Below are 23,289 nucleotides of genomic sequence, written 5' to 3' on the forward strand. Positions count from 1 at the left end.
GAGGACGACCGAGGCCGCGACCGCCGCGACTCCCCGGCTCAGTCGGCTTCCGTGTTCACCTTGGGCGCCCCGCCCGACCTGTGTACCGGCGGCAGGACAGACCACGGGAAGTTGATCCAGTCATCGGTCCGCTTCCACACGTACTCGCACTTCACCAGCGAGTGCGGCTTCTCATATATGACGGCGCTGCGCACCTCGGCGACGGTGTCGAGGCAGAAGTCGCGCACGAGCTTGAGCGTCTTGCCCGTGTCGGCGACGTCGTCGGTGATCAGCACCTTCTTGTCGGAGAAGTCGATCAGGTTGGGAACGGGCGCGAGCATGACAGGCATCTCGAGGGTGGTCCCGACGCCCGTGTAGAACTCGACGTTGACCAGATGGAGGTTCTTGCAGTCGAGGGCGTAGGCGAGCCCGCCGGCCACGAACACCCCGCCGCGGGCGATGCTGAGCACGACGTCGGGCTCGTAGCCGTCGTCGGCGACGGCCTGCGCGAGTTCGCGCACGGCGACGCCGAACTGCTCGTAGCTCAGGTTCTCCCGCTGGGCGCTCACACCTGCGTCCGGTGGAAGTTGAGGTAGGAGCGGGAGGCGGTGGGCCCGCGCTGGCCCTGGTACCGGGAGCCGTAGCGCTCGCTGCCGTAGGGGAACTCGGCCGGCGAGCTGAGCCGGAACATGCACAGCTGCCCGATCTTCATGCCGGGCCACAGCTTGATGGGCAGGGTGGCGAGGTTGGACAGCTCGAGCGTGACGTGCCCGGAGAACCCGGGGTCGATGAACCCGGCGGTGGAGTGCGTCACCAGCCCGAGCCGCCCGAGCGAGCTCTTGCCCTCGAGCCGCGACGCGAGATCGTCGGGCAGGGTGATGACCTCGTACGTCGAGGCGAGCACGAACTCTCCGGGGTGCAGGATGAAGGGCTCGTCGCCCTCAGGCTCCACGAGCCGGGTGAGGTCGGCCTGCTCGACGGAGGGGTCGATGTGCGGGTACCGGTGGTTCTCGAACACCCGGAAGTAGCGGTCCAGCCGCACGTCGATGCTCGACGGCTGCACCATGGATTCGTCGTAGGGATCGATCACCACCCGCCCGGCGTCGATCTCGGCCCGGATGTCCTTGTCTGAGAGAAGCACGCCCCGAGGATACGCAAGGCGCGCGGACCGGCCACAACCGGACGACCCACGCGCCTGCGTCACTGCTCTACCGCTGCCTCTGCCGCCTCGTCAGCCCCTACCGCTTCCCGAGGCTGACCGGCACCGCGCTGCGGAGCCTGGCACACCGAGGACACCTCACGAGCCGGCCGGGGCCGAGCCGTCCGGCCTGCTGCATCGGGAACGTAGCGGTGCTGAACACGTGCCCATCGGCACAACGGACGACGGTGCGCTCCATCAAGTCCTGAAGTCCCTTCCCCAAGAGCCGCGTCTGGCTGCTGCCGCCTGACGCCAAATGCCACATTACGGGATCAAAGGAACGACTCACCAGGCGGCACTCCGGCCTCACCCGGCCCCTCTCCCACCCCACCACCGTACGCCCCAACTCCCGCCCCTCGCAGCCCAGTCCCACCCCCGCAACCGCCCCGAAACGCACCCAGGCCCCCGGCTTCAACACCGGGGGCCTGCGATGGGGTAAAGTGACGATGCGTTCCGACACCGGTCCGACCGGCGTCTTACGCGGGTGTAGTTTAATGGTAGAACATCAGCTTCCCAAGCTGAGAGCGCGAGTTCGATTCTCGTCACCCGCTCCACGTAAAACCCCCAGGCCAGCGGCCCGGGGGTTTTCTGTTGTCTAGACCGGTGCGCGGGTTGCGCACCACAACCGCACCATAAGGACTCGGCTACGTCCCAGTGGCCTCCTCCCTGTGGTGCGCGGAGTCGCCCGTGTGGTTCTTCGCACGCTCGGCGCGCACCATCTCGTCGAGTCCAGCCGCCAGCTCGCGCTGCCGCTCGTCGTCGGAGTGCTGATAGATCAGTGCGGCCTTCTCCGAGGACTGCCCGGCCCGGACCATGGTGTCTTTGAGCGTCGCGCCGGAACGCGTCGACAGCGTGTGTCCGGTGTGACGAAGGTCGTAGAAGCGGAAGCCGTCCGGCAGACCCGCTGCCATACGGGCACGACGCCATTTCCGCCCGAAGGACGTACGGCGGAAGGCCGCCCCCTTCTCGCCGACGAAGACGAGGCCATCAGGCCCCTTCTCCGCGTACCAGGCGAGGTGACGTCTCACGTCCTTCTCCAAGAAGGACGGAAGGACGACGAGACGAGCACCCGCGTCGGACTTGGTGACCCCCGGAGCACGCTTCCCGTTGGTGCGCTCGGGCTCAGCAACACGGACCCGTATCACGAGGTTGTCCAGGTCGACGTCTCGCCGCCGAAGGCCGGCCAGTTCCTCGGGCCGCATCGGACCGTACGCGCCCAGGTAGACCATGAGACGCCAACGGATGCCGATGGCTTCGGCAAGCGCGTCGACCGGGGCGACGGTGGCGATCCGACGCTCAGCCGCCGACTCCTTCCCCGCGCCCTTGATCCGGCATGGATTGCGGCTGATCAGGTCGTCATCAACGGCTGTCTCCATGATGCCTTTGAGCAGCCTGTACGCCTTGGCAACGGTGGTCTTGGCACTTGTTGCCCGCAGCCGCTCAGCACGCCATTCGCGGACGCGAGGAGCGGTGATCTCGTCCAGGTCGAGCGCGCCGAAGGTCGGGAGGATGTGGAGCCGTAGCAGGTGGTGATAGAGGTCCACGGTGCGAACGGCCAACTCCCGTTCCTCGACCCACTTCTCGGCGTATTCGCGGAAGTTCACGGCGCCCGCGTCGGGAGAGCGCCAGTCTCCGCGGCTGAGATCTGCCTCAACCTGCGAGAGCCAGATTTCAGCGTCCTTCTTGGTCTCGAAAGTCTCCGGTGCACGGACTCGCTCACCGTCAGGCGCGAGATACGACGCCGTCCACTTCCCAGACCGGTACTGACGCACGGCCCCGAAACGGCGCCGTCTGCCCTTCTTGTTGGCCATCAGGCAGCCCTCCGCAGTCCGACGCGGCGGAGTCGAATCGGCTCCACGGTCCGAGAGGCCAGGTACTCGTGAAGGGCGCTCTCGGGGATGCGGACGTGTCGGCCGACCTTGACGTACCGGATGCGCCGCTCCTCAATGAGCCGCCGGGGGAAGCGGGCGGTCGTGCCCAACAGCTCGGCGACCTGGTCCACGGACAGGTAGCGGTCGTTCATGTGGTCGGCTCTCCTTCCGTTCCGGGGGCAGGTTCGAGGGACGCGGCAAGCCAGGTCTCGCCCGCGCTGAGGCCCGTTCCGGCGAAGAAGAGCAGTCCGGCCGTGGAGACGTTGGCCCCCAGAGACGCCGTCAGGGCGACGAGGAACCAGCACCAGGCGGCCGGCTTCGGCCCGCCGGAACGGAGCCGGTGCCAGGCGGCGACGAGGAGCAGATCGACGGAGACGGGATAGGCCCACGCCTTCCATCCGTTCTGCCCTGCGGCGGCGGCGAGGTCGTGCAGGTGGGCGAAGGACAGGGCCCCGGCGATGACGGCTTGGACCAGGACCGCGTCCGCGCGGAGAACGGGCCGGGTCATCAGGACGACTCGCCGCGGCAGTCCCGGCCGTCGTCAGGGTCCTCGTCGGACAGGAAGGCGCCGGGCGGCGGCTCCGGAAGGGACACGGCCAGGGACGGGGTAACGGCGTTGACGAACGCCTCGTCAGCGCCCGACATGTCGGCGTAGAGGGCGAGTTGGCCGAGCAGGAAGACGGTCCGCACGAAGTCCTCGCAGTCGGGGCACATGGCAAGTGGTCTCCTTCTTTCAGGCATGGCAGGGGTAGGGACTTGGCGCGGAACGGCCGCGCCGGCCGCGGGGCGGGGGCGGTTACTCGGTGACCGGCTGGGGAGAAGCCATCGGTCCGGACGCCGCCTCTACGGGTGCCGTCGGGACATGCGGGCGGAAGGGCGAAAGGGCCGGTACATCGGGGGCGAAGTGGGCCGCAGCACGGCAGGTGGCCGCCGCGTCGGCGAGGGAGAGGTTCGGGGTGCGGATGCGGGACCAGCCGCCCGAGGTGTCACCGACGACGGCCAGGCCGGGCCGGTCGGAGGGGATGGAGCAGGCTGCCCAGACGGCTTCCGGGGCGATGTCCCCGAGCGCCATCTTCGACGAGGCTTCGTCGTTGACCCGGTGACAGACGCGTCCCGTGAGCTGTGCGCGGAGCATGGTCGCGCCCTTGCCCAGCTCGGCGCCGAAGCGTTGCCCGCACACCTGGAGGTAAATGCCGGCCGCGCGGCCGAGCTGGGCAAGGCGGATGAGCTGGGTGACCATCTCGTCGCGCCGTTCCTCTTCCTTCCGCGTGGCGACGAGGAAGAGTTCCGCCACCTCGTCGACGAACAGCACGAGGGGCGCCGGACGTTCAGCCTCCGGCAGTCCCCAGATGTCCGAGGTGATCAGTTCGTCCGGGGTGCCCGGGGCGATGCCCTGCCGGGCCTTGATCAGGTCGTATCGGTCCTCCATTTCCTTGACGAGGACGGGCAGTAACTCGGCCGCCTGGTCGGGGTCGGTGGCCAGCGCGGACAGCCGGGCGGCGAACGGCGACAGTTCGACACCGCGCTTGCAGTCGATGCCGACCAGGACGACCGGCTGAGTGGCCAGCCCGGCGAGCAGGTTCCGCAGGTACATGGACTTGCCCGACAGCGTGGCGCCGAGGACGAGTTCATGCGGCACGGCCCGGTAGTCACGGACGTACGCCGTCGCGTCCTCCCGCAGGGCTACCGGGACCCGGAGCAGCCCCAGGCCCGTACGAGTGCGGGGCATACGCACTTTCCGGAGGACGTCGAAGCCGACGAGGCGCAGTTCGACGACCCCGGGCTTGACGTCCCGAACGTGAACGGCGTGGACGCCCCAGGCGTGCCGCAACCGTTCAGCCGAGGCCGCCACGTCCGCCGGTTCCTGTCCGGGGGCCAGCCGCAGCCGCATGCGCAGCCCGGTCGAGGTGGGACGGATGAAACCCCGGCGGGGCGGGACCGGCCGGACCTCCCGCCGGGTGGTGACCCGTATGGCCAGGGCTCGCCAGCGCGGAGGCTCGACGGTCAGGCCGCAGGCGTCCATGGTCGAGGAGTACGAGGCCAGCAGCCGGGCCACCGACACCGGCAGCCCAACCGTGGACCAGTACGCCGCGGGGTGAGCGTGCCGGACGTAGGCCGCGCCGCCTATCGCGGCGAGCGACCCGCCCAGCTCGGCCACCGTCACCAGGTCCGTCACGGCGATCAGCCCGCCTGGACCATCGGGAAGGCGCCCGGAGCAACGGCGGTGGCCCGGTAGGCGATGCCGTGCCGCTGCTGCCCGTTGAACACGCTTTCCCACGGCCGGGCCACCAGACCCGGCAGCGAGACCGGGGCACCGACGGTCAGCCCCTCCGTCACCCCACTCTCGGGGATGGTGACCTGGATCAGCGACGACTCGCCCTCGTCGATGTAGACGACGCCGACGGTCATCAGTGCCTCGCCGCTCACGGCGTCCTTGGCGATCTCACCGGTCTGCCGGTCACGCACCTTCGGTGCCGGCGCTTCGGTGAGCAGGATCGTGGCGGTCGAGGCGTCAACGCGGATCACACGCACTGAGATGTCTCCTTCTGAGTCGGCCAACCCACACCTGACAAGTTGACTTAGCAAGTTGGAAGCTAGAGATGGCAAGTTGACTTGTCAAGCTTGATTCGCGGGCAAGTTGAGGAGCCGTCAGACGGCTCAACTCAAGCGGTAGGTGTCTTCCAGTTCCTGCCGGTCGGCAGGAAGGAGCACGTCAGAGACTTGCAGCGCCTGCCCGGACGCGTCGCAGGCGATGACGAGAATGCTCAAGACGGGGACGCCGTCCGGCAGCCCCAGCAACTCGACTTCGGCAGTATCGGGCAGCCGCGCGGACACCCGCTCCGTCACATGGTCGAAGCGGACCTTCTTGCGCGCCTCCAGGTGCTCGCGCACGCCGGAGGCCAGCGCGTCACCACCGGCCAGGTCGGTTCCCTCGACGAGGCCGGCGGGGAAGTACGACGAGACCAGCTCGGCCGCTTCGCCGTCCTCCTCGACCAGGAAGCGGCGCCGGAGCACGTTGGCACTCTTGGGAAGCCCTAGGACCGAGGCCACGCGCGCGGGGACCACCACTTGGCCGACGTCGACCAAGCGCCCGGGGGTCTGCGACTCGTCGCGCACCAGGGCTTCGAGGCCGCGCCGGTCCTTTTCCTCGACGACCGCGGGGCGCCCGCGCACGATCGTTCCGTATCCCTGCCGGGACTCCAGCCAGCCGTCCCGTTTCAGCAGCTCCAGCGCACGTACGACCGTGGGTCGGGACATCCCGAACGCCTGCACCAGTTGGTTCTCGCTGGGAACCCGCGTGCCTGGCGCGTACGTGCCGTCCTCGATGCGACGTTGGATCGTCTGCGCGAGGCGCACGTACTTGGGTGCCTCCACTTCATACGCCATGAACGCCGCCTGTCGAGATTGGCCAAGTCAACCGGTCAACCAGACTAGCGATAATCCCAGGACGGCAGTAGAAGCGGGGCATTCCTGGCTCACGAGGGCCAGGCATCGGCCATCACGAAGGAAACCACCGTCCCACCGAAGCGACTGGGGCCCGAGTGCCACGACTCGGCGATGGAGTCGACGAGAAGCAGCCCCCGCCCGTGCGCGTCGTCGGCATCCGGCCGGCGCAGGCGAACGCTCGCAGGGAATCCCGGGTTGTGCACCTCCACACGTAGTGAGGTGCCCTCCCGGAACCATTCCACCCGTACGCGCCACTCCTCGTCCGCGCGCCCGTAGAGGATCGCGTTGGTCACCAGCTCCGAGATCATCAGCGTGCAGTCGTCGACCGAGCAGGCCGGGTTGTACGGCGCGATGAACTTGCGGAACCAGCGCCGGGCCCGGGGTACGGACTCCGGGGTCGGACATAAGGTCATCGCTCCCAGCCGCGGCGAGTCCTCGCAGGGGTAGCGGTCGATCACGTAGGTCATCCGCGCTCACTCCTTGCCGCTGCCGTCGCAGTCGAGGCAGCGCCGCTTCGATGTGGCACGGGTGCGGTCGTTGGCGGCGGCGAGGGCCACCGACGTACGCGAACTGACACGCTTCCAGCCGCGCCCCCGGCATCCCCGGCAAGCTAAGCGCGTGCCCTGATCCGGCCGCTGAACCATCACACCCGTGCCCCCTTCCCGTAAGTGGCCTTAGCCACTTTGTGGATAGTGGCATTAGCCACTTGCCGCACGCAAGCCGTTCGCGCGAACTGCCTCCCCATCAGGCGAGGGGATAGCCCTGTTCGAACGCCCAGCGGTGCGGCGGGTAGGTCGCTTCGGAGAACTCCAGCGGCCGGTCCTGGAGGTCGTAGACCACGTGGTGGACGATCAACACGGCCGAGTCGGCGTCCAGTTGCAGATCAGATGCTTCTTCGTCGGTGGCGGTCCGGGCACACATGCGGTCTTCGGCGTAACTGCCCTTCCGCCCTGTCATGTTCTCGACGTACATCAGCGTCCCCTCCTGGATCCGCTCGGGCTCCAGGAGCTTGGGTGCACGCTGGCCGACGTCCGGCGCGAACCACGACGTGGACAGGGTGATGGGACCGTCCTGGTTGTTGGTCACCCGCCGACGGTGCACCGCCCGCCGGTCCTTCGCCAGCCCCAGCGCCTCAGCGACGTGATCGGGTGCGTCCATCCACCCGGCGGAGGTGATCACTGCGTACTCGCCGGGCGTGTAGATCTTCCCGGTCTGGCGAGCACGGCCGTACAACTCACGTGCCCGGCGGTTGACTTCGAGACTACGCACATAGGTCCCCGACCCCTGGCGCTTCTCGACGAGCCCCTGATGGCTCAGCGCCTCCAGCGACCGGGCGGCCGTAGGCCGGGAGACCTTCCAGTCCGCCGCCAACTGCCGTTCCGAGGGCACCTCGTCCCCCGCCCGCAGGTCACCCCGAAGGATCTGATCACGGATGTAGTGCGCGATCTGGAGATACTTCGGCTGAGCCTCCTCGATCTGCGGCATGTCCCCTCCTCACCCAGGTGGCTATGGCCTCCAGCCACTATAGGGTGAGTGGCCAATACCAGAGCCCGTAATGTGGGGCACATGACGCGGTTGATCGTCGCAGCAGGAGGAGGGGGCGACGCTGTCGCCGCCGCAATGCTTCACGCCGCCCTGTACGGCGACGACGACCAGGCGGTGATCCTCACCTATGCCTGGGACCGCCTCATCGTCGACCCGCTCCCGGGCCCCCGAGGAGCCGACAGCTTCACAGGGCTGGAACCTCTCACTCGCTCCGTCTGGTCAGTGCCGGCCACGGCCCAGCCGATCGCACCGGCAGGATCCACCCTCCCCTGGCTCGCGGCAGAGGTCCCCCAGACCTTCGCACTGCTCGACCCGCACCACGGCGCCGAAGGCCTCACACGCCAACTCGAAGAACTCGTGGACCACTTGGCCCCCAGGTCGATCGATCTGCTCGACGTCGGCGGAGACATCCTCGCCCAAGGCGACGAACCCACGCTCAAGAGCCCTCTCGCCGACGCACTCACGCTCTCCGCCTGCTGCCAGGTCGATGCCCCGATCCGCCTGCTGATCGCAGGCCCAGGACTGGACGGCGAGGTCTCACCCGACGACCTGCGCCCCCTGCTGGGCAGGCTCGTCCACACCTTCACGTCGAAGGACGTGGAGGCGATCAGCACCGTCCTGGAGTGGCACCCCTCAGAGGCAACCGCGATGCTCGCCGCAACGGCCCGTGGAGTCCGCGGCATCTGCGAGGTGCGCGACGCCGGCCTCCCCGTACTCCTCACCGACGAGGGCGCCACGGTCCACGAAGTCGACCTTGACGACGCGGTTAGCCGCAACAGCCTGGCCCGCGCCATCATGACGACCGCCACCCTGGACGAAGCGGAGGCAAACAGCCGCGAGATCTGCGGCTTCTCGGAAGTCGACTACGAGCGCAACAAGGCAGCCTGGCTCACTGAGCGACCGCTGACGAAGCTCGACCCTGCCGACGTGCTGCCCCGACTCGACCAGTTCCAGACCGAGGCCCGAGCCCGCGGAGTCACCCACACGACCTTCCGCCGCATCACCGAGGCCCTGAACCTCAGCGGCTCCCAGCGCGAAGAGCTACGCAGTCTCTTGATCAGTGCACGTCCAGAAAAGTACGCAGCACCCCTCTGGCGCATCGCATGACCGGGGACGGTCCGCGGTCGTCAGCCGAATCACTGGACCCTGCCAGCGTCCTCGCGGACACGGACTGGTCCTCCTTGGAACACGGCCGCGGCTCAGCCACGGACTCGCCCGTGATGCTTGCCGCCCTGCTGGACTCGGACCAGAGCGTGAGGACCGGAGCCCTCCGGTACCTATCCGACACGCTGCACCACGGGAACACCCTGTACGACGCGACAGTGCCCGCGGCACGGTACGTGGCCGCGATCCTGCCTGATCCGCGAACGACTCGCGCAGTCGACAAGAAGGAGTACGACTTCCCCGGTTGCCTACGCGCCGAGTTGCTGGCCTGGATAGCGTCAGTTGCGAGAGAGGTCACAGACGCAGTCGAAGCGGCGTATCGGCAAACCGAGGACCCCCTGCACGACTGGCCGCCGGCCGTAGCCGTCCAAGGCCTGCGACCACTCCTGTTCTCGGCCTCCGTGCCCTACACCGAGGCCACTGACCGGCACGTACGAGAAGCAGCCTTGGCAGCCTGCATCCCACTTCTCGACGATCCGCGGTTGCTGCACCACCGACGGCGTCTCGCGCCCTTGGTCCGAGCAGTCTTGGGCACCAGCGAGTTCTGGCAGCGCCGCGCACTCGCCGTCGACGCCCTCAACACCTGGGGCGAAGACTCATCAGGCCTGGAACGCCCTCAAAGCCCCCTCCTGTCATGGGCCGACGGCTGCAGCCAAGAGCCACCGTTCTGACCGAGGACAGGGCCCTGCCCTACGAGTCCGGCGACTGCTGAGTTACAACCTTCTTTACGGGTTTCAAGGCGGCTCGCTCCGCTCCCCGCGCGCGGCACGGCCCCCGGCCGGGCCTGCGCTCCTGTCTCCGCCCCGCTCCAGCCCGGCCGGCGCCCGTGCCGCGCTCAGGGCATGGAGCCGCCTGATGTCAGAGAAGGGGTACGTCGTAGCTGGGGCGGTCGGCTCCACGGCTTTAGAGGTCGTTCTCTTTCCGAACCTCATGTGTGTTTTCTGCTGGTCAGGCGTGAGACCGCTGTTGTCGCGGGAGATTCGTTCCGTTGCTGGCCGAGATGTCGTGGGGGTGGCGGGTGCCATCGATGCGGGCGGTTCTGGAGACGCGGCGGAAGGCCGCGGCGGTGCGGGTGGAGGAACTCGAAGCCGAGCTGGAGCGGGTTCAGACGGCTCTGGTGGAGGCGGAAGAGGTGCTCCGGCGCCGGGTGATCGGCCTGGAGCAGTATCTGGAGGCGCTGGCCGAGGCGGACGCGCCCGCCGTGGTGACTGACGGATCCTCACAGAAAGGGCCGGTGGGACCGCGCCGGGCGGTGCCCCACCGCCAGGATGCAGCTGGCACCGAGGTGCTGTCGGTGGACTACCAGGCGTTGATGGCCGCTGCCCTGGAGGCGGGAGCCGATGGGCTGGGTGCCCGGCGGGCGGCGGTGGTGCTGGGCTGGGACAGCGCGTCCGCCTCCCGCGTCGAAGGCGCGAGGGCTCGGCTGAAGCGGCTGGTGGAACGAGGCTGGCTGGTGGAGGAGAAACCGGGCCGGTTCATGCTGCCCGCGCCGGAGCAGGAGGCTGCTGGTGCCGGGCGGCCAGGCGGCGGCTCATGAGCATGGTCATCGACCACAGGACGACGGCCTCGCTGGTGTCGGGGCGTCGCTCGTAGTCACGGACCAGGCGGCGGCTGCGCAGGAGCCAGGCGAAGGACCGTTCCACGACCCAGCGGCGGGGCAGCACCTGGAAACCCTGGACATCGTCGTTGCGGCGGACGATGTCCAGGACCACTCCGAGGTGCTGGTCGGTCCAGTCGGTGAGATGGCCGGTGTAGCCACCGTCGGCCCAGATCCGTGTCAGCCGCCGGAAATGGTTCTTCGCTGCGGGGAGCAGGAGGCGGGCGGCGTCCCGGTCGGTCTTGGAGGCCGGCGTGACCAGCACGGCCAGCAGAAGCCCGAGGGTGTCGGTGAGCAGGTGCCGCTTGCGCCCGTTGATCTTCTTCCCCGCGTCGAAACCCCGCGTGGCGTGGGCGACGATGGCGTCCGCCTTCACCGACTGCGAGTCCACCACACCCGCACTCGGCTCCTCCTTGCGACCCTCCGAGCAGCGGACGGCCCCGCGCAGCCGGTCATGCAGCTCTGCCACCAGCCCCGTATCCCGCCAGCGGGCGAAGAAGGCATACACCCGCGGCCAGGGCGGGAAGTCGCACGGCATCGCTCGCCACTTGATGCCGTTGTCCACGACATAACGCACCGCATCAACCATCTGCCGGTGGCAGTAGCCCTCCGGCCGACCGCCCCGGCCCGCCATCCAGGCGGGCACCGGCAGTAGCTCCCGCACCAAGTCCCACTCCGCATCACTCATGTCCGAGGCGTACCGGGGCCGACGTTCCGGCCGGTCGGCCGCGTTTCCGAACCGATGGGCGAGACAGTCACACCCAGGAGTGGGCGAGCTGGACTCGGCGACCACGACCACGCGACACTTCGACACCAGGGCCTCTTGCTCCTCGCTGGACTCGACAACCGCGAGCTACCAAGAGGCCCTTCTTCCATGCGCCTGCCTCGGTCAACTCACTCGAACCAGGACCGCGTTCGAACCTGATCGACTCCACGAGCGGATAGAGAACGGCCAGTTACGGAGCCACTTTGGCGCGAGCCTCGCAGATCATGGCCCCAACGTCGTGCTTTACCGGGCAGGTCCACAGACCGCCCGACGCGCCGCAAGCTTACGGGGCCATGATCACTCGCGCCAAAGCAGCGCCACCCCAAAGCCGCTCCACCGACCTCCTACTTATTTCGCCCCGTTCCATTGAGGAAAGAATGGATTGCTGACACCAATCCCTCAACGAACTCTAAGGTGCCAGTTACATCCTCACTCTTGATCTCATTCTGATCATATGGGGGAACTGGGCTAATATCAGATTCATGGGCGATAGCATTTCTGCGTGCCACAATCAGTTTGAGTTCCTGCTTAATATCCGACACTGGACGACCAATCGCTTGGGCGACCTCATTCCATAATTCACCATCGCTGACAAGGCGAATTGCGTCTGCTATCTTGTCGGGAGCCTGGAACGAGAGAAACGAATGGCGTGAGCGAACCACCTCGTCAAGCCACGCCACGCCCCCTTCATCCCTAAACCTCAAGACCGCTGACAGAGGAACTTGGAACCTCAGCATCGCAGTTGGGGAACTACCATCACTGAAGTGCTGTAGGAGCCTTACGCGCACTTCCTCGTGTACGTACCTGTCCAGGGCGCTAACAGCCTGAACAAGTGCCCCTCGCAACAAATCATCAACCTGTAGGGCGCCCGTCACCTGCGCGCTCAATGCTGTTGCAGTACCTGCAGTATGCCGAGCTGCTCCCATGTGCCTAAGAAACTCTTCATACGCAGCGCTTGGCACGATTATTCTCCGTCCAACTCGGTCGGAGCCTCCACAGGCTCAAGGGTTCCCACGGACTCTCCACGGCCAGAAGCCACAAGGTTCTCAATCCGAAGTGCCAGCTCGGAAAATTCCTCGTGGAACCTCTCGGTGGAGTCAATATTAGTCTCCAAGACGAAGCCGACGTTGGGAATCTGATCGGCGGTGAGTGCAAACACCGGAGTGCTATGCTCCTGAGAAACACCAATGAGGCTGTTGAAATCGGCAATGTATGCAAGTGCCATATCTTGACCAATGCCAGCCGCAGTGTACGCCTCACGCGAAAGCGCCTGGCCGCTCTTTTCCAAAGCTGGCCGCAAGTTGGCCTTGAAGGCCGCTCCGATTTCGTCAATCCAGCGCTGGAAAGCTGCCGCTGGCTTACCTGCTCGTGGCCGAAATCGCTGCACGATCGTACCGAGCACCTTAGCCTGACGATTTGGAAATGGGTAAGCAGCTTCCGAAAGAATCTCCATCGCGGCGGCCTGGGAAGCCCACCTCCTCCATCGCGGCAACACCCGGGTCAGGGAGTCGATGGCCATAACGGAAAAGAAGTCTGGAGCGACAGGAACAATCACGTAGTCGCTGATACCTACCAAGTTTTGATTGATCGCCCCCAAGCCCGGACTCATGTCGATCAGTACATAATCAGCCCCGATTGACTGCGCCGTGACATCAATGGCATAAGAAAGGCTCCCAGGGACATTCTGCAGCGCCTGAATTGAGCCTGAAAGTTCCTGGGCGATGCCGAGCGTTACTTCATACTCCGCGAGCCGAATGTCGCCAGCCATCAAGTGAAGGCCGGCACGGCCCGGTACTTGAACCGTCTCGACTGCTTCGATAGGACGCGGGCGCCCTTCAAATGCAGGGGCTACCGCCGAGCGAATAGTTGAGTCGCCGTGATCCTTGTAAAACGCTTCGAGTTCCCCCGAACCCCTGAACCCCATAACCATGCCGGTAAGATTGCACTGGGGGTCGGTATCGACCATGAGGACCGTATGGCCGCGCTCGGCAAGCATCCAACCAACATGGAATACGCTCGTCGTCTTGCTGACTCCACCCTTGTGGTTGAAGAAGGCGATTCTAGTCAAGCTCTCCTGGTCATCAGTCATAGAGAACACCATGCCAGAACTCGTGCCACCCTGCATGCACTTTGCGTGTATTCGTTCGGTGCCCCGCCATCGAGCTAATCTTCGTGACCAGGTCAGAGCTGCGTAGCAAGCCTGACCATGCATGCCCTCAAGAAGTCGGGGCACATGGCATACCGCCGCACCGGCCACCTTAAACCGCGAGCCAGTTCGTGAGCACCAAACTTTAGGGAGCGTCGGTCAACTGCTTCAGTTTCCATCGTGCTGCCTCAAGAATATTCCCAAGGTCACGCACAAGAGCAGAGAGCTTTTGAGGATCTGACGGTAGAAACTCGTTCAGGTCAGCAGGTATCTCGTCGGTTTCAACGCCATGGGCCTGCAAGACCGGTTGAACCACTCGACGAAAGGAACTGTCACTGCGAAGCAACACAATCGCAGCGGCTAAATCCTTTTGGCTCCTTAGATAAGCGGTTGATACACCAGCAGCTCTAGAAACAGCAGCGAATGTGACAGATCGACCGGATCGATAGACTTCCAGGAATCCTTTTTCTGCGGCTTCTCGACTATTTCTTGCTTTACGCGCTGCTGCCGCCTTCAGTGCAGCCACTTGCCGCGCGCGGCCGCTGTGCACAGTCACCTCCAAAAGAGCCAAAAGCCTCTTGCTCCGCTAGGCTCGCCTGCGAAGCTCTATCACGTTACTTAGCGACTCTACCTCTCGAACACGATGCCTTTCCGCTCGCGCGACGGCTGGAGCCGGCCGTTGGCCGTTGAGGACCTCCTGCATTAGATCCTCCGCCCAGTTCCCACTTATTGAAGAAAGCAGGCGAGCGCTAGGCTGCTCTTCCAAGCCCCGCTCGACCATAACCGCGATCAATCGCGGACGCTCAGGCGAAAAGTAATTCCATCCCGGCTCTTGGACTTTCCAGGTGACTTGCGTGTGAGGATCCCGCCGAGCGGATAGCTGCTTGAATAGGCCAGTTGCCCGCGCTTCATCCAGCAAACCATTGTGGCGACCATGCATGATCAGTGAAGATAGTGACATATGCCAGCGCTGCTTCAGCGGAAGAAGATTGCTTAGAGTTGCCGCAGAGGGCCATTCATCCTCTAGTGCTCCCGACGGAAATAGGAATTCATTGGCGAACCTGTTCGCTTCCTCTTCAGCATCACTGGGAATGATCCCGTGATGCATCACGAGATGTCCCAACTCATGCGCAATTGACCACCGAGTGCGCTCCCAGGAATTTACCGGCCTTGCCACAATCAAAGGCTCGTCATGGAAGTCGCCAGCCCAGACCGAAAAGGCGTCATGTTTCGCATCGGGCATACCCACATCGGCCACTACGATTGGAATTCCGGCGCGCTCCACCGTATGCATTACATGCGGAATTGGCTCACCTTCAGGAAGGTCGAGCGCCGACCTGGTAATCCTGGCAGCGTCTTCAGGGCTAGTCCCTGCTGGTAGCCCGATTGGAATGCGCAAGGGCGGGTGTGTTGCATGCTCAGCAAGACATTGCCAAAGCTCTTGCACCATTTCAGCGAAACTTGTCAGCGCATCAACTTCGGCGATTTTTATAGTCTTCTTCGCCCTCAGGAGGAGCGAGCCTCTGTGAACGGGCAAGCCGCCAGGAGGTGTCAGGAAGAAGTCGTGAGGGAACCTAAGCCGCGCCGCAAGAGCACGGAGTCGCATCACGGGCATTCCCGTTGAAACGGACCGCTCTAGCGCTGTCCAAGCCGAGGGCGACATACCGAGCATTTGCGCAAGAGGTTTGATTGGGCTGCTGCGGATCGTCCTAGCCTGACGGACTCGGTACCCATAGACCTGAACCGTGTCAGTCACAGCAGCCCACCTCTTCCTCTTGTTCCTCGGGAGCTACGCCCCGGTAACCGTATCCCCCGCCCCCTCCGCCGACTGCGGCACCTTGCGGACCACGTCTTCGAAGTCGTCCCCGATCGCCGGCGGCACAGTGGGCCGAGCGAGTCCGACGGCACCATCCGCCCCGAGGTCGATCGAGACAGCAGCAAAAACGGTCGCCAAGTCCAGATCGTCGAGGTTGTCCACGATCAATGCAGAGAACTCGCCCAGCGTCTCCCCCGCACCAAGCGACCAGACCAGGACGGGGGATAGCCCTCCAGGCAGCCCGTCGCCACCCAAAGGTGCGTCGAACAATAGTTCCTGCACCCCACGCTGCGGAACCTGACCCGGCCATTCCGCGACGGAGGGCACCACCTTGATCTTCCGCAAAGGGAGTTCGATACCCGTACCGCGCTCGATGAGGCGAACGCCTCGATTGCGCACCTGTCGGACGATGAGCGTGCCGGCACAGAAATCGACACTCTCCGCAGCGCGGAGCCCGACTCGATTGCGGACGTTCATGCCGACAACCTCGCCCGGCAGCGGCCCAGGCTTGGGGCAGACGGTGCGCTCGATGGCGACAACCTCGGCCAGGGCTTCCTCCGTGTACTCCCGCAAGCGGGCCAGAGTCACCTGGTTGCGCTGAACATAGTTGTCCAGCCACGGCTGTGGGTTCATGCCGAAAATTTTTGAGGTCAACCCACATCGAAGTCAAGCTCCACCTTCCGTCCCGAAGACGCTGATTCTATGGCATGAAGGTATCCACCAGCGGGGAATCCGTGGCGAATTAATTACGCCTCAGCATCCTGCGCAACGGCGCATGGCAACTTAAAGTTACGACTCACATGCCTAACGTGACATTCGACAGTCGTGAGGCGGAGCACTGGAAGGAGGGGCGGAGCTCGGTCTGGACATCGACGACACGCGGCGGATCGGGCAAGTGCTCGCGTGGCTGGGTCCCGCCAAAGCGGCGAGCCACCCTGACGACCGTCACCGCCCGTGGATCAGATGGACGACGCCAAGGGCGCCGATCGCCTTTACCCATCTGGCGAGGAGTAAGCAGTCGGCCCCGCCCCACCGTCTCAGTTTCCGTCTCATTCAGCCGCGTTCACGGGCGTTCAGACGAGACCGGCACATGCCCATCTCGATGGCCGACTGCACCTGAACGCAGGTGAACGCCCCCGCACACACCCCGAACCCCCACCACCACAGTTGGAAAGCCTGCGCATGGTGCGGAGGCCGCTGACCGCCCTGCAGATGTTCAGCCGTCGCTGTCAGTACCGAGCTGTACGGTCCCGTCCATGGCTGAGAGACCGACTACGAGCTGGCGTCACGGCATAGCTGAGGAAGCCGAGGAGCTTGCCGCCGGCACCCTGGACCCCGAGTGCGCTTGCATGGCGGCGCTGTTCCCCGAGGAACTGCTTACGGCGACCGACGTAGTCCTCGACACGTTCGAGGGCGAGCTTCCTGGACTTGGCGAGGCCCCTGACGAGCAGGTCTTTGCTGTTGTGGAACGCGTCGTCCTGGCCCTCAATGCGGTGGACGACGTCCACAACGGCAGCGCCTTCGAAACCGACGAACGCGAAGAGCTGTGCGACTACATCGACGAGTCGCTCACCGAGCACGGCGTCGATGTTGTCGCCCTGACCGCCCGCCATGGCCTCGGCCGGTACCAGCTCACGGACAAGTGGCGGAAGTGGTAAGGCGGCTCACGAACACGATCCGCCGGACATCGCACGACTGCGCACCACAAGCGCACCAGATCGAGCGGGGAACAGCGGGGAATCACAGTGAAAGTGGCCAGGCCCGACGATACCGCTCACCGGCCGTCCGCCCAGGTCAGCGTCCGAACAGGCCCGAAATGACCGCAGCTTCCCAAGCTGAGAGCGCGAGTTCGATTCTCGTCACCCGCTCCAACGCGAAGGCCCAGGTCAGGCACCTGGGCCTTGTTCGTTGCCGAAGGCTTTCCATACCCGCGCGGGTGCTTCCGCGAGTTCTGAAGCGCGCCGAAGAGCTGTCCGTGTCGGGCGGCAAGAGCGGTCGTCGGCTCAGGCCACGGTGTACTCCGCGTCTCCGAAGTCCGCGACCACGCGCAGCCGACCGCCCAGCGCTTCCACATAGGCTCGGAGTGTCGCGACCTCGGCCCGGTCCAGCTCGCCGTGCTCGATCGCGGAGACGCGAGGTGCCGAGACTCCCATGGACGCGGCGACCTGGCGCTGGGTCAGCGCCTGTTCACGTCGGACCTCTGCAAGCTTGTGAGCGCGCACCTCCGCGGTCAGCCTGTCCATGGCCGCCTGCTTCTCCTGAGCCGAACGCACCGGCAGCCCAGCGGCCTCGCGCCGCTCGCGCGCCTTGCGCTTGGTCTCCTCCCAGCCGACCGTGCTCATTCGTACTCCCTGGTTTCAAGATCAGTCACATGCGCCTGGTAGCGCTCCTCGGCGATCGGGATGTTGACGTCGTACCAGCGCTGCCAGTTTCCGGCCTTGTCGCCGGCCACCAGCAGCACGGCCCGGCGCACCGGATCGAAAGCGAAGAGGATCCGGATCTCGCTGCTCCCGGACGAACCCGGTCTCAGCTCCTTCAACTGGTGGTTGTCGGCGCCCTTGATCCGGTCGACCAGCGGACGACCGAGCGTCGGACCCACGGCCGCCAGCATGTCGATGGCGTCTTCCACCTGTTCGGCGCTGTCCCAGTCCTCCTCGGCCAGAACCTCGAACCACGCCGCGACCTCCGCAACGAGGACCACTTCCCATTGAGCCACGGGCCTCACGTTAATGCAAGCGTTAACACGGGCCGTGCTGAAGCGGTCGACGGCCGCAGACCTCGTCTCGACCCGTACGGCGGGTGAAAGTACCCACCCGGTGCGGTCGCAATGACCACCCCCGGGTCGCTCTCCGCGACGGGGCACCGAGCTCGCCGCGATCGGCCAAGCGCCGCTTGCGGCTCGGCGCCCCTGACGCATGCCCATAGCGTGCCCGTAAGAGCGGACAGCCACGGTAAACAGCAGTGTGATCCAGCGCGCCGACGGCCCAGTATCAGCTGCGTATGACCAGGTCGGAGGCCACGGGGTCGGACAAGCGCCGTCGCTTCCCGAGCTGAGAGCGCGAGTTCGATTCTCGTCACCCGCTCCATGACAAAACCCCCAGGTCGATGACCCGGGGGTTGCTTGTTGCCCAGACCGGTGCAGGGTTCGCGCACCACAACCGCTCGGCTGGCTTCCGGTGCACCCGTCCTTGTGGTGCGCGGCGTCCTCGTGCTTCTTCGCACGCTCTGCCCGCACCACCTCGTCGAGCCCGGTCGCCTTGAAGCCATCGGGGTCCCTCCTGGAACCGGACCAGAGCGATGCCGTGGTGATCAAATCGTGGCCGCACCGCGTACAACCGCGAACAGCCCTCCCCTGTCCCACAGTTACCGCTGGGGATGAACCTCTGGCCGTCGCGCCCACGCGCTCGGTCCAGACTGCAGGGGAAGGACGGGCTCGAAGATGGGGAAGACGATGTGGAGCGCGGTGGTGGCCGGTGGAGCGGCAATCGTGTTCACAGGGGTGGCTGCGGCGCCGGCCGGGGCGGCGGAGGGCGGGGTCTCGTTCAGCCGGGTCACGGTGAACAGCGGGAAGCCGATCGTGATCGGGGTCAAGGAGGAGGTCGAGGTGCGGGCGGCCTTCCGGATGACGACCACGCTCAAATACGACTTCGGGCCGAAGGTGTTCCCCTACCGAGGGAAGCTCGACACGGGGGACAGACTGTACAGCTCCGTCATAACCAGCGACTGCGAGGTCGTGGACAGGGCGAAGGGAGTCTGCGACTTCGACGAATGGCTGTACATCGACCCGCGGCACGTTGACTTCGGGAACGAGGACGCCGGCACCTGGAAAACTGCCGCTCAGGTCTTTCTCGCCGGTGACGCCCAGGACACCGACGACCTGAACCTCCCGTTGCAGGTCAAGCGGGCCACACGCGTCACCGTCAACGCCTCGCCGGAGCCGGTCGCGGCAGGGAAGACGATCACCGTGACCGGACGGGTCACACGGGCGAACTGGGACACCCACACGTACCAGGGGTACGCGGGCCGCACGGTGAGCCTGCAGTTCAAGGCGGCGGGCGCTTCCTCGTACACGACGGTCAAGAAGGTGACGTCGAGCAGTACGGGGGCGCTCGGGACCACGGTGAAGGCCACCGGGCCGGGGACGTGGCGGTGGACGTACTACGGGAACTCCACCTCTGGGGCGAAGTCGTCGACCGGGGATTACGTCGCCGTGCGGTAGGCGACGTGCGCGGACGTCTCCCTCGCAGAGGCGTCACCACAGTGCGTGGCGCACAACCCTGAGAGTGCTGCCCTGGCAGGCTGGCCGAGCAGCGCTCTCAGTCACGGGAGCTCTGGCCAGGCGTGCCAGAACCGTGCCAGGTCGTGCGGGGAACACCGGGCGTGCGGGGAGTCTGTGCACGCGCGCGACCTCGATCGACCACCCAGGTCAGGGGCCGTGGGCGGTGGGATTCTGAACCTCCGGCGTCGTCACCGCCGTGAAGCAGACCACCGTCCCCCCGAAGCGGCTGGGCCCGCAGTGCCGCGAGTCGGCGATGGAGTCGGGCAAAAGCAGCCCCGCCCGTGCGCGTCATCGGCACCCGGACGGCGCAGACGGACGCTCGCCGGGAAACCGGGATTGCGCACCTCCACGCGCGGCGAGGCGCCCTCCCGGAACTCCCAATCAGCATGAGTCAGTTGCGCACGCGTCACACCCACAGTTCTACCGGGTCCATCGGGCCCCGAAGCCGCACGGGTTCGCAACCCGATAGATGTGGGGTCTCGCCGTTCGTGACATGCCGATCTTGCGTGACCTGGGCGTTCTTGACTGTCTCAAGGCCTTGTCACCCGTGATCTGTCTCACATCCGTGGCCTTTCCTCGCCAGGGCGAGGGTGAGATCAGGCGGCTTGCCCGTGTCGGCCGAGTACACCACGCTGAGCCCCGAGCACGAGGATCCGGCGAGCCCAGATCGCGCACCGATGAGTTTCCCGCGCCGCGCTGGTCCATACCGCTGGACACCCACGGACGGAAGGCTGGGCCATGCGGAAACTGGTCTACGGCATGAACCTGACCCTGGACGGCTACATCGCCGCGACCGGCGACGACATCGGCTGGAGCGGACCGCCGAGCCACGAGCTGTTCCAGTGGTGGCTCGACCACGAGCAGGCGAGTGGCCTGTCACTGTATGGGCGCAAGCTGTGGGAGACGATGAGCTCCTACTGGCCGACCGGCGACCAGCAGCCCAACGCCACCCCGGCGGAGATCGAGTTCGCGCGGATCTGGCGGGAGACGCCGAAGGTGGTGTTCTCCTCGACGATCGACAAGGTCGACTGGAACACCCGCCTGGTCACCGGCGACGCGATCGCCGAGATCAGCCGGCTCAAGGCCGAGGACGGCGGCCCGATGAACATCGGCGGCGCAACGCTCGCCGGGGCGGCCATGCGCGCCGGGCTGATCGACGAGTACGCGATCGCCACCCATCCGGTCCTGGTGGGCGGCGGCACGCCGTTCTTCACCGCGCTGGACAGCTGGGTGAACCTGAACCTGGTGGAGACGCGGACGTTCCCCGGCGGCGTGGTCCTGACCAGGTACGAGACGAGGCGCTGAGCAGCACCCGACACGCCCGGCAGGGCACCAACAGACGTGAACAGCGTGCACCTGCCCCGGATGCGGCGACGGGTGAGGCGCGGCCTGCCGGCGTCCGGATGAGCGACAGTCGCCACGGCGGAGTTCTTGGTGCTTGCCGATCGCGAGCCGGGCGAATGGCGGGTTGGTCCGTCGGAGGTCGTCGTCCGCTGCCGTCTGCAGGATGGCTACAGCCGCCGGTACGACGTGGCGACCGTCGTGGCGCGCATTGCCTTGAGCCGCTCGGCTCGCCATGTGCGAACGGAGGGCGGCGTGATCTCGTCCAGGTCTCTGCCACCGAAGGCCGGCGTGAGGTGCAGACGCAGGAGGCCGTCGTAGCTGTCGACCGTGGTCGGAGGTCGTGGGGCGGTGCCCGAACGTCTCACGCGCCAGCCGCCGCGTGACTGTGCCGCGCACCGCGCCAGACTTGGTCACGCTGGGCTCCGTCGACCGCCTACGACCGGTCGATCCGCTCACCGGCGCGTCTCCGGCCAGTGCCATGACCGCATGGTTCGCCGGGTCGGTGGTGTGGTCTTACGGTTGGATGGACGGTGGCGATGTCCGGTCCGACTGCTGACTACCCACCGGCTAGCGTGCCCTGACGTTGCGTCAGCAGTTCTGGCAGCACTCGGCTTCCGGTACGTGAAATCGCCCCGGCGGCACCGGGGCGGGTGAGTCCAGCCGTCGCTGCGGCGGTACGGTGTGCGGCAGTCGATCGCGCTTTCTACGATCGTTGACCCACAAGGGGGTTTCATGGAACACCGCCGCCCGCGCCACCGTCGTAGGACGATCGCCAGAGCGGTCGGCTCGGCGGGTGTGCTGGCCGCCCTGGCGCTGGGTGTGGGGATGACACCCGCGATGGGCGCCGGGAAGACGTCCGAAAGGCCTGCGGCCACCGGGTTCTCGGCCGACGAGTCCGACCCGACCAAGCCCTGGGCGCCCGAGAACGACGAGCTGCCGCTGCGCGGCAAGTCCGTGCGCGCCGGGGCGCTCACGTCCGCCCGCGCGGCCCAGTCCCCGCTGCAGCTCACCATGCCCGCGCCGACCGGAAAACACAGCGTGGGCATGGTCGGCCTGCACCTCGTCGACAAGTCCCGTACGGATCCGTACGTGTCCGGCCAGACCCGCGAGTTGATGGTGTCGCTCTGGTATCCGGCCGCCTCCACGTCCGGGCACTACCGGGCGCCGTGGATGCCGTCGATCTCCGGCGCCCACTTCCTCGCCTCGCGCTGGCTGTCGCCGCAGCAGGTGACCCTGCCGAAGACCGCGGGCCATGTCCTCGCCCCGGTGAAGACCTCGCTCGGCAAGCTGCCCGTCCTGCTGTACTCGACCGGGCTGCACTCGGACCGCGCGGTGGGCACCGTGCTCGCCCAGGACCTCGCCAGCCGCGGCTACCTCGTCGTCACCGTCGACCACACCCACGACGCCAACGAGGTGCAGTTCCCCGGCAACCGGCTCGAGGTCAACAGGATGCCGGCGGGCACCCGCTCCTCCGACACGCTCAAGGTGCGCGCGGCCGACATCAAGTTCGTCATCAACGCGCTCGGCAAGATCAGCAATGGCGGCAACCCGGACGCCGGCCACGCGACGCTCCCGTCCGGACTGTCGAAGTCGGTGGACACCACCCGTATCGGGATGTTCGGCTTTTCGCTGGGCGGGGCGGCGGTCGACACCGCCATGCAGCTCGACAAGCGGATCGATGCCGGTGCCAACCTGGACGGCCAGTTCTTCGGGACGGCGCCGAGCAAGGACCTGGACCGGCCCTTCATGCTCTTCAGCTCCGCCAACCACAACCGCAACAACGACAAGTCGTGGCGGACGCTGTGGTCGCACCTGAAGGGATACCGGGTCGACATCAAGCTGAAGGGTGCGGCGCACCTGTCGTTCAGCGACTACGAGTACCTGGTGCCGCAGTGGGCGGGCCTGCTCGGGATCTCCCAGACGCAGATCCAGCAGCAGTACGGCACGATCGACCCGAACCGGGCGGTGAAGATCCAGCGCGTCTACCTCGCCGCCTTCTTCGACCAGCAGCTGCGCAAAAAGCACAGCAGCCTGCTCGACGGGCCCAGCAGCACGTACCCGGAGATCTCTTTCGTGCCCTGACCGGACAGCTGACCAGACAGCCGACCGGACAGCCGACCGGACAGCCGAAGGGTGG

24 protein-coding genes, 1 tRNA gene and 3 pseudogenes are annotated in these 23,289 nt (G+C 66.1%); 7 read left to right on the forward strand and 21 right to left on the reverse strand.

Annotation, left to right across the window (positions count from 1 at the left end; genetic code table 11):
* Positions 1–38: 38 nt before the first annotated feature.
* Both AB0G63_RS14175 and dcd read right to left on the reverse strand, forming a co-directional pair.
* The gene (locus AB0G63_RS14175; protein ID WP_360749323.1) at positions 39–548 is read right to left on the reverse strand and encodes a phosphoribosyltransferase; all 510 of its coding nucleotides are present in this window, start codon (positions 546–548) and stop codon (positions 39–41) included.
* Positions 545–1,120, reverse strand: a complete 576-nt coding sequence (dcd, locus tag AB0G63_RS14180) for a dCTP deaminase (RefSeq protein ID WP_360749327.1) — start codon at positions 1,118–1,120, stop codon at positions 545–547. Before dcd ends, AB0G63_RS14175 begins: the two co-directional genes overlap by 4 nt.
* 537 nt (positions 1,121–1,657) lie before the next feature.
* Between dcd and AB0G63_RS14185 the strand changes: the two genes are divergently transcribed.
* Positions 1,658–1,731 (forward strand) — tRNA-Gly (locus tag AB0G63_RS14185).
* A 90-nt stretch (positions 1,732–1,821) separates the two neighbouring features.
* Here AB0G63_RS14185 and AB0G63_RS14190 read toward each other — a convergent pair.
* The 9 genes and pseudogenes from AB0G63_RS14190 to AB0G63_RS14230 form a co-directional block, all read right to left on the reverse strand.
* A complete protein-coding gene (locus AB0G63_RS14190; RefSeq protein WP_360749330.1) occupies positions 1,822–2,988 on the reverse strand; it encodes a site-specific integrase in 1,167 nt (388 codons plus the stop codon).
* Positions 2,988–3,200 carry an excisionase family DNA-binding protein gene (locus AB0G63_RS14195; RefSeq protein ID WP_358279009.1) on the reverse strand — a complete coding sequence of 71 codons (213 nt, stop codon included), beginning with the start codon at positions 3,198–3,200 and terminating at the stop codon, positions 2,988–2,990. The genes AB0G63_RS14190 and AB0G63_RS14195 overlap by 1 nt, the downstream gene beginning before the upstream one ends.
* Before the next feature lie 89 nt (positions 3,201–3,289).
* Positions 3,290–3,556: pseudogene (locus AB0G63_RS14200) on the reverse strand (DUF2637 domain-containing protein); the annotation flags it as partial.
* Positions 3,556–3,762, reverse strand: a complete 207-nt coding sequence (locus AB0G63_RS14205; protein ID WP_360749333.1) for a hypothetical protein — start codon at positions 3,760–3,762, stop codon at positions 3,556–3,558. The pseudogene AB0G63_RS14200 and the gene AB0G63_RS14205, both read right to left, overlap by 1 nt.
* Before the next feature lie 82 nt (positions 3,763–3,844).
* Positions 3,845–5,224, reverse strand: a complete 1,380-nt coding sequence (locus tag AB0G63_RS14210) for an FtsK/SpoIIIE domain-containing protein (RefSeq protein ID WP_360749336.1) — start codon at positions 5,222–5,224, stop codon at positions 3,845–3,847.
* 5 nt (positions 5,225–5,229) lie between these two features.
* Positions 5,230–5,580, reverse strand: coding sequence for a hypothetical protein (locus AB0G63_RS14215; RefSeq protein WP_351889176.1), 351 nt, complete (start codon positions 5,578–5,580; stop codon positions 5,230–5,232).
* A 126-nt stretch (positions 5,581–5,706) separates the two neighbouring features.
* A complete protein-coding gene (locus AB0G63_RS14220) occupies positions 5,707–6,435 on the reverse strand; it encodes a GntR family transcriptional regulator (protein ID WP_360749339.1) in 729 nt (242 codons plus the stop codon).
* Positions 6,436–6,524: 89 nt separating this feature from the next.
* Positions 6,525–6,962, reverse strand: coding sequence for an ATP-binding protein (locus AB0G63_RS14225; RefSeq protein ID WP_360749341.1), 438 nt, complete (start codon positions 6,960–6,962; stop codon positions 6,525–6,527).
* Positions 6,963–7,239: 277 nt separating this feature from the next.
* Positions 7,240–7,980, reverse strand: coding sequence for a GntR family transcriptional regulator (locus AB0G63_RS14230; protein WP_360749344.1), 741 nt, complete (start codon positions 7,978–7,980; stop codon positions 7,240–7,242).
* Between the two features lie 81 nt (positions 7,981–8,061).
* Between AB0G63_RS14230 and AB0G63_RS14235 the strand changes: the two genes are divergently transcribed.
* Positions 8,062–9,147: a DUF1152 domain-containing protein gene (locus AB0G63_RS14235; RefSeq protein ID WP_360749347.1), complete on the forward strand. Its 1,086-nt coding sequence runs from the start codon at positions 8,062–8,064 to the stop codon at positions 9,145–9,147.
* 1,084 nt (positions 9,148–10,231) lie between these two features.
* Positions 10,232–10,741 carry a hypothetical protein gene (locus tag AB0G63_RS14240; RefSeq protein WP_360749614.1) on the forward strand — a complete coding sequence of 170 codons (510 nt, stop codon included), beginning with the start codon at positions 10,232–10,234 and terminating at the stop codon, positions 10,739–10,741.
* Here the strand turns inward: AB0G63_RS14240 and AB0G63_RS14245 are convergent.
* From AB0G63_RS14245 to AB0G63_RS14270, 6 genes are all read right to left on the reverse strand, one after another.
* Entirely contained in the window at positions 10,680–11,489 is an 810-nt protein-coding gene (locus tag AB0G63_RS14245; protein ID WP_360749350.1) for an IS5 family transposase, read from the reverse strand. The two genes, AB0G63_RS14240 and AB0G63_RS14245, sit on opposite strands and share 62 nt — an antisense overlap.
* Positions 11,490–11,911: 422 nt before the next feature.
* Positions 11,912–12,493 (reverse strand): HEPN domain-containing protein, encoded by a 582-nt coding sequence (locus tag AB0G63_RS14250; protein WP_360749617.1) that lies wholly within the window; start codon positions 12,491–12,493, stop codon positions 11,912–11,914.
* Between the two features lie 38 nt (positions 12,494–12,531).
* Entirely contained in the window at positions 12,532–13,656 is a 1,125-nt protein-coding gene (locus AB0G63_RS14255; protein ID WP_360749353.1) for an AAA family ATPase, read from the reverse strand.
* A 202-nt stretch (positions 13,657–13,858) separates the two neighbouring features.
* Entirely contained in the window at positions 13,859–14,239 is a 381-nt protein-coding gene (locus AB0G63_RS14260; RefSeq protein WP_360749356.1) for a hypothetical protein, read from the reverse strand.
* Positions 14,240–14,299: 60 nt separating this feature from the next.
* Positions 14,300–14,998, reverse strand: a complete 699-nt coding sequence (locus AB0G63_RS14265; protein ID WP_360749359.1) for an ImmA/IrrE family metallo-endopeptidase — start codon at positions 14,996–14,998, stop codon at positions 14,300–14,302.
* Positions 14,999–15,502: 504 nt separating this feature from the next.
* Entirely contained in the window at positions 15,503–16,162 is a 660-nt protein-coding gene (locus AB0G63_RS14270; protein WP_360749363.1) for a hypothetical protein, read from the reverse strand.
* 623 nt (positions 16,163–16,785) lie between these two features.
* On the opposite strand from AB0G63_RS14270, the gene AB0G63_RS14275 reads away from it, so the two are divergent.
* Positions 16,786–17,187 carry a hypothetical protein gene (locus tag AB0G63_RS14275; RefSeq protein WP_360749366.1) on the forward strand — a complete coding sequence of 134 codons (402 nt, stop codon included), beginning with the start codon at positions 16,786–16,788 and terminating at the stop codon, positions 17,185–17,187.
* 345 nt (positions 17,188–17,532) lie between these two features.
* On the opposite strand, the gene AB0G63_RS14280 is transcribed toward AB0G63_RS14275, so the two are convergent.
* Positions 17,533–17,871 carry an XRE family transcriptional regulator gene (locus AB0G63_RS14280; protein WP_073951158.1) on the reverse strand — a complete coding sequence of 113 codons (339 nt, stop codon included), beginning with the start codon at positions 17,869–17,871 and terminating at the stop codon, positions 17,533–17,535.
* Positions 17,868–18,254 carry a type II toxin-antitoxin system RelE/ParE family toxin gene (locus tag AB0G63_RS14285; protein WP_360749370.1) on the reverse strand — a complete coding sequence of 129 codons (387 nt, stop codon included), beginning with the start codon at positions 18,252–18,254 and terminating at the stop codon, positions 17,868–17,870. The genes AB0G63_RS14280 and AB0G63_RS14285 overlap by 4 nt, the downstream gene beginning before the upstream one ends.
* 714 nt (positions 18,255–18,968) lie before the next feature.
* On the opposite strand from AB0G63_RS14285, the gene AB0G63_RS14290 reads away from it, so the two are divergent.
* A complete protein-coding gene (locus tag AB0G63_RS14290; RefSeq protein WP_360749373.1) occupies positions 18,969–19,748 on the forward strand; it encodes a hypothetical protein in 780 nt (259 codons plus the stop codon).
* A 207-nt stretch (positions 19,749–19,955) separates the two neighbouring features.
* On the opposite strand, the pseudogene AB0G63_RS14295 reads toward AB0G63_RS14290, so the two are convergent.
* Positions 19,956–20,191: pseudogene (locus tag AB0G63_RS14295) on the reverse strand (ATP-binding protein); the annotation flags it as partial.
* 355 nt (positions 20,192–20,546) lie between these two features.
* Here AB0G63_RS14295 and AB0G63_RS14300 point away from each other — a divergent pair.
* Positions 20,547–21,113: a dihydrofolate reductase family protein gene (locus AB0G63_RS14300; RefSeq protein WP_360749376.1), complete on the forward strand. Its 567-nt coding sequence runs from the start codon at positions 20,547–20,549 to the stop codon at positions 21,111–21,113.
* A gap of 159 nt (positions 21,114–21,272) precedes the next feature.
* Here the strand turns inward: AB0G63_RS14300 and AB0G63_RS14305 are convergent.
* A pseudogene (locus AB0G63_RS14305) lies at positions 21,273–21,484 on the reverse strand (site-specific integrase); the annotation flags it as partial.
* A 400-nt stretch (positions 21,485–21,884) separates the two neighbouring features.
* Here AB0G63_RS14305 and AB0G63_RS14310 point away from each other — a divergent pair.
* A complete protein-coding gene (locus AB0G63_RS14310) occupies positions 21,885–23,234 on the forward strand; it encodes a hydrolase (RefSeq protein WP_360749379.1) in 1,350 nt (449 codons plus the stop codon).
* Positions 23,235–23,289: the final 55 nt, after the last annotated feature.

Source organism: Streptomyces sp. NPDC020996, from assembly GCF_040641355.1.
Taxonomy (GTDB): Bacteria; Actinomycetota; Actinomycetes; order Streptomycetales; family Streptomycetaceae; genus Streptomyces.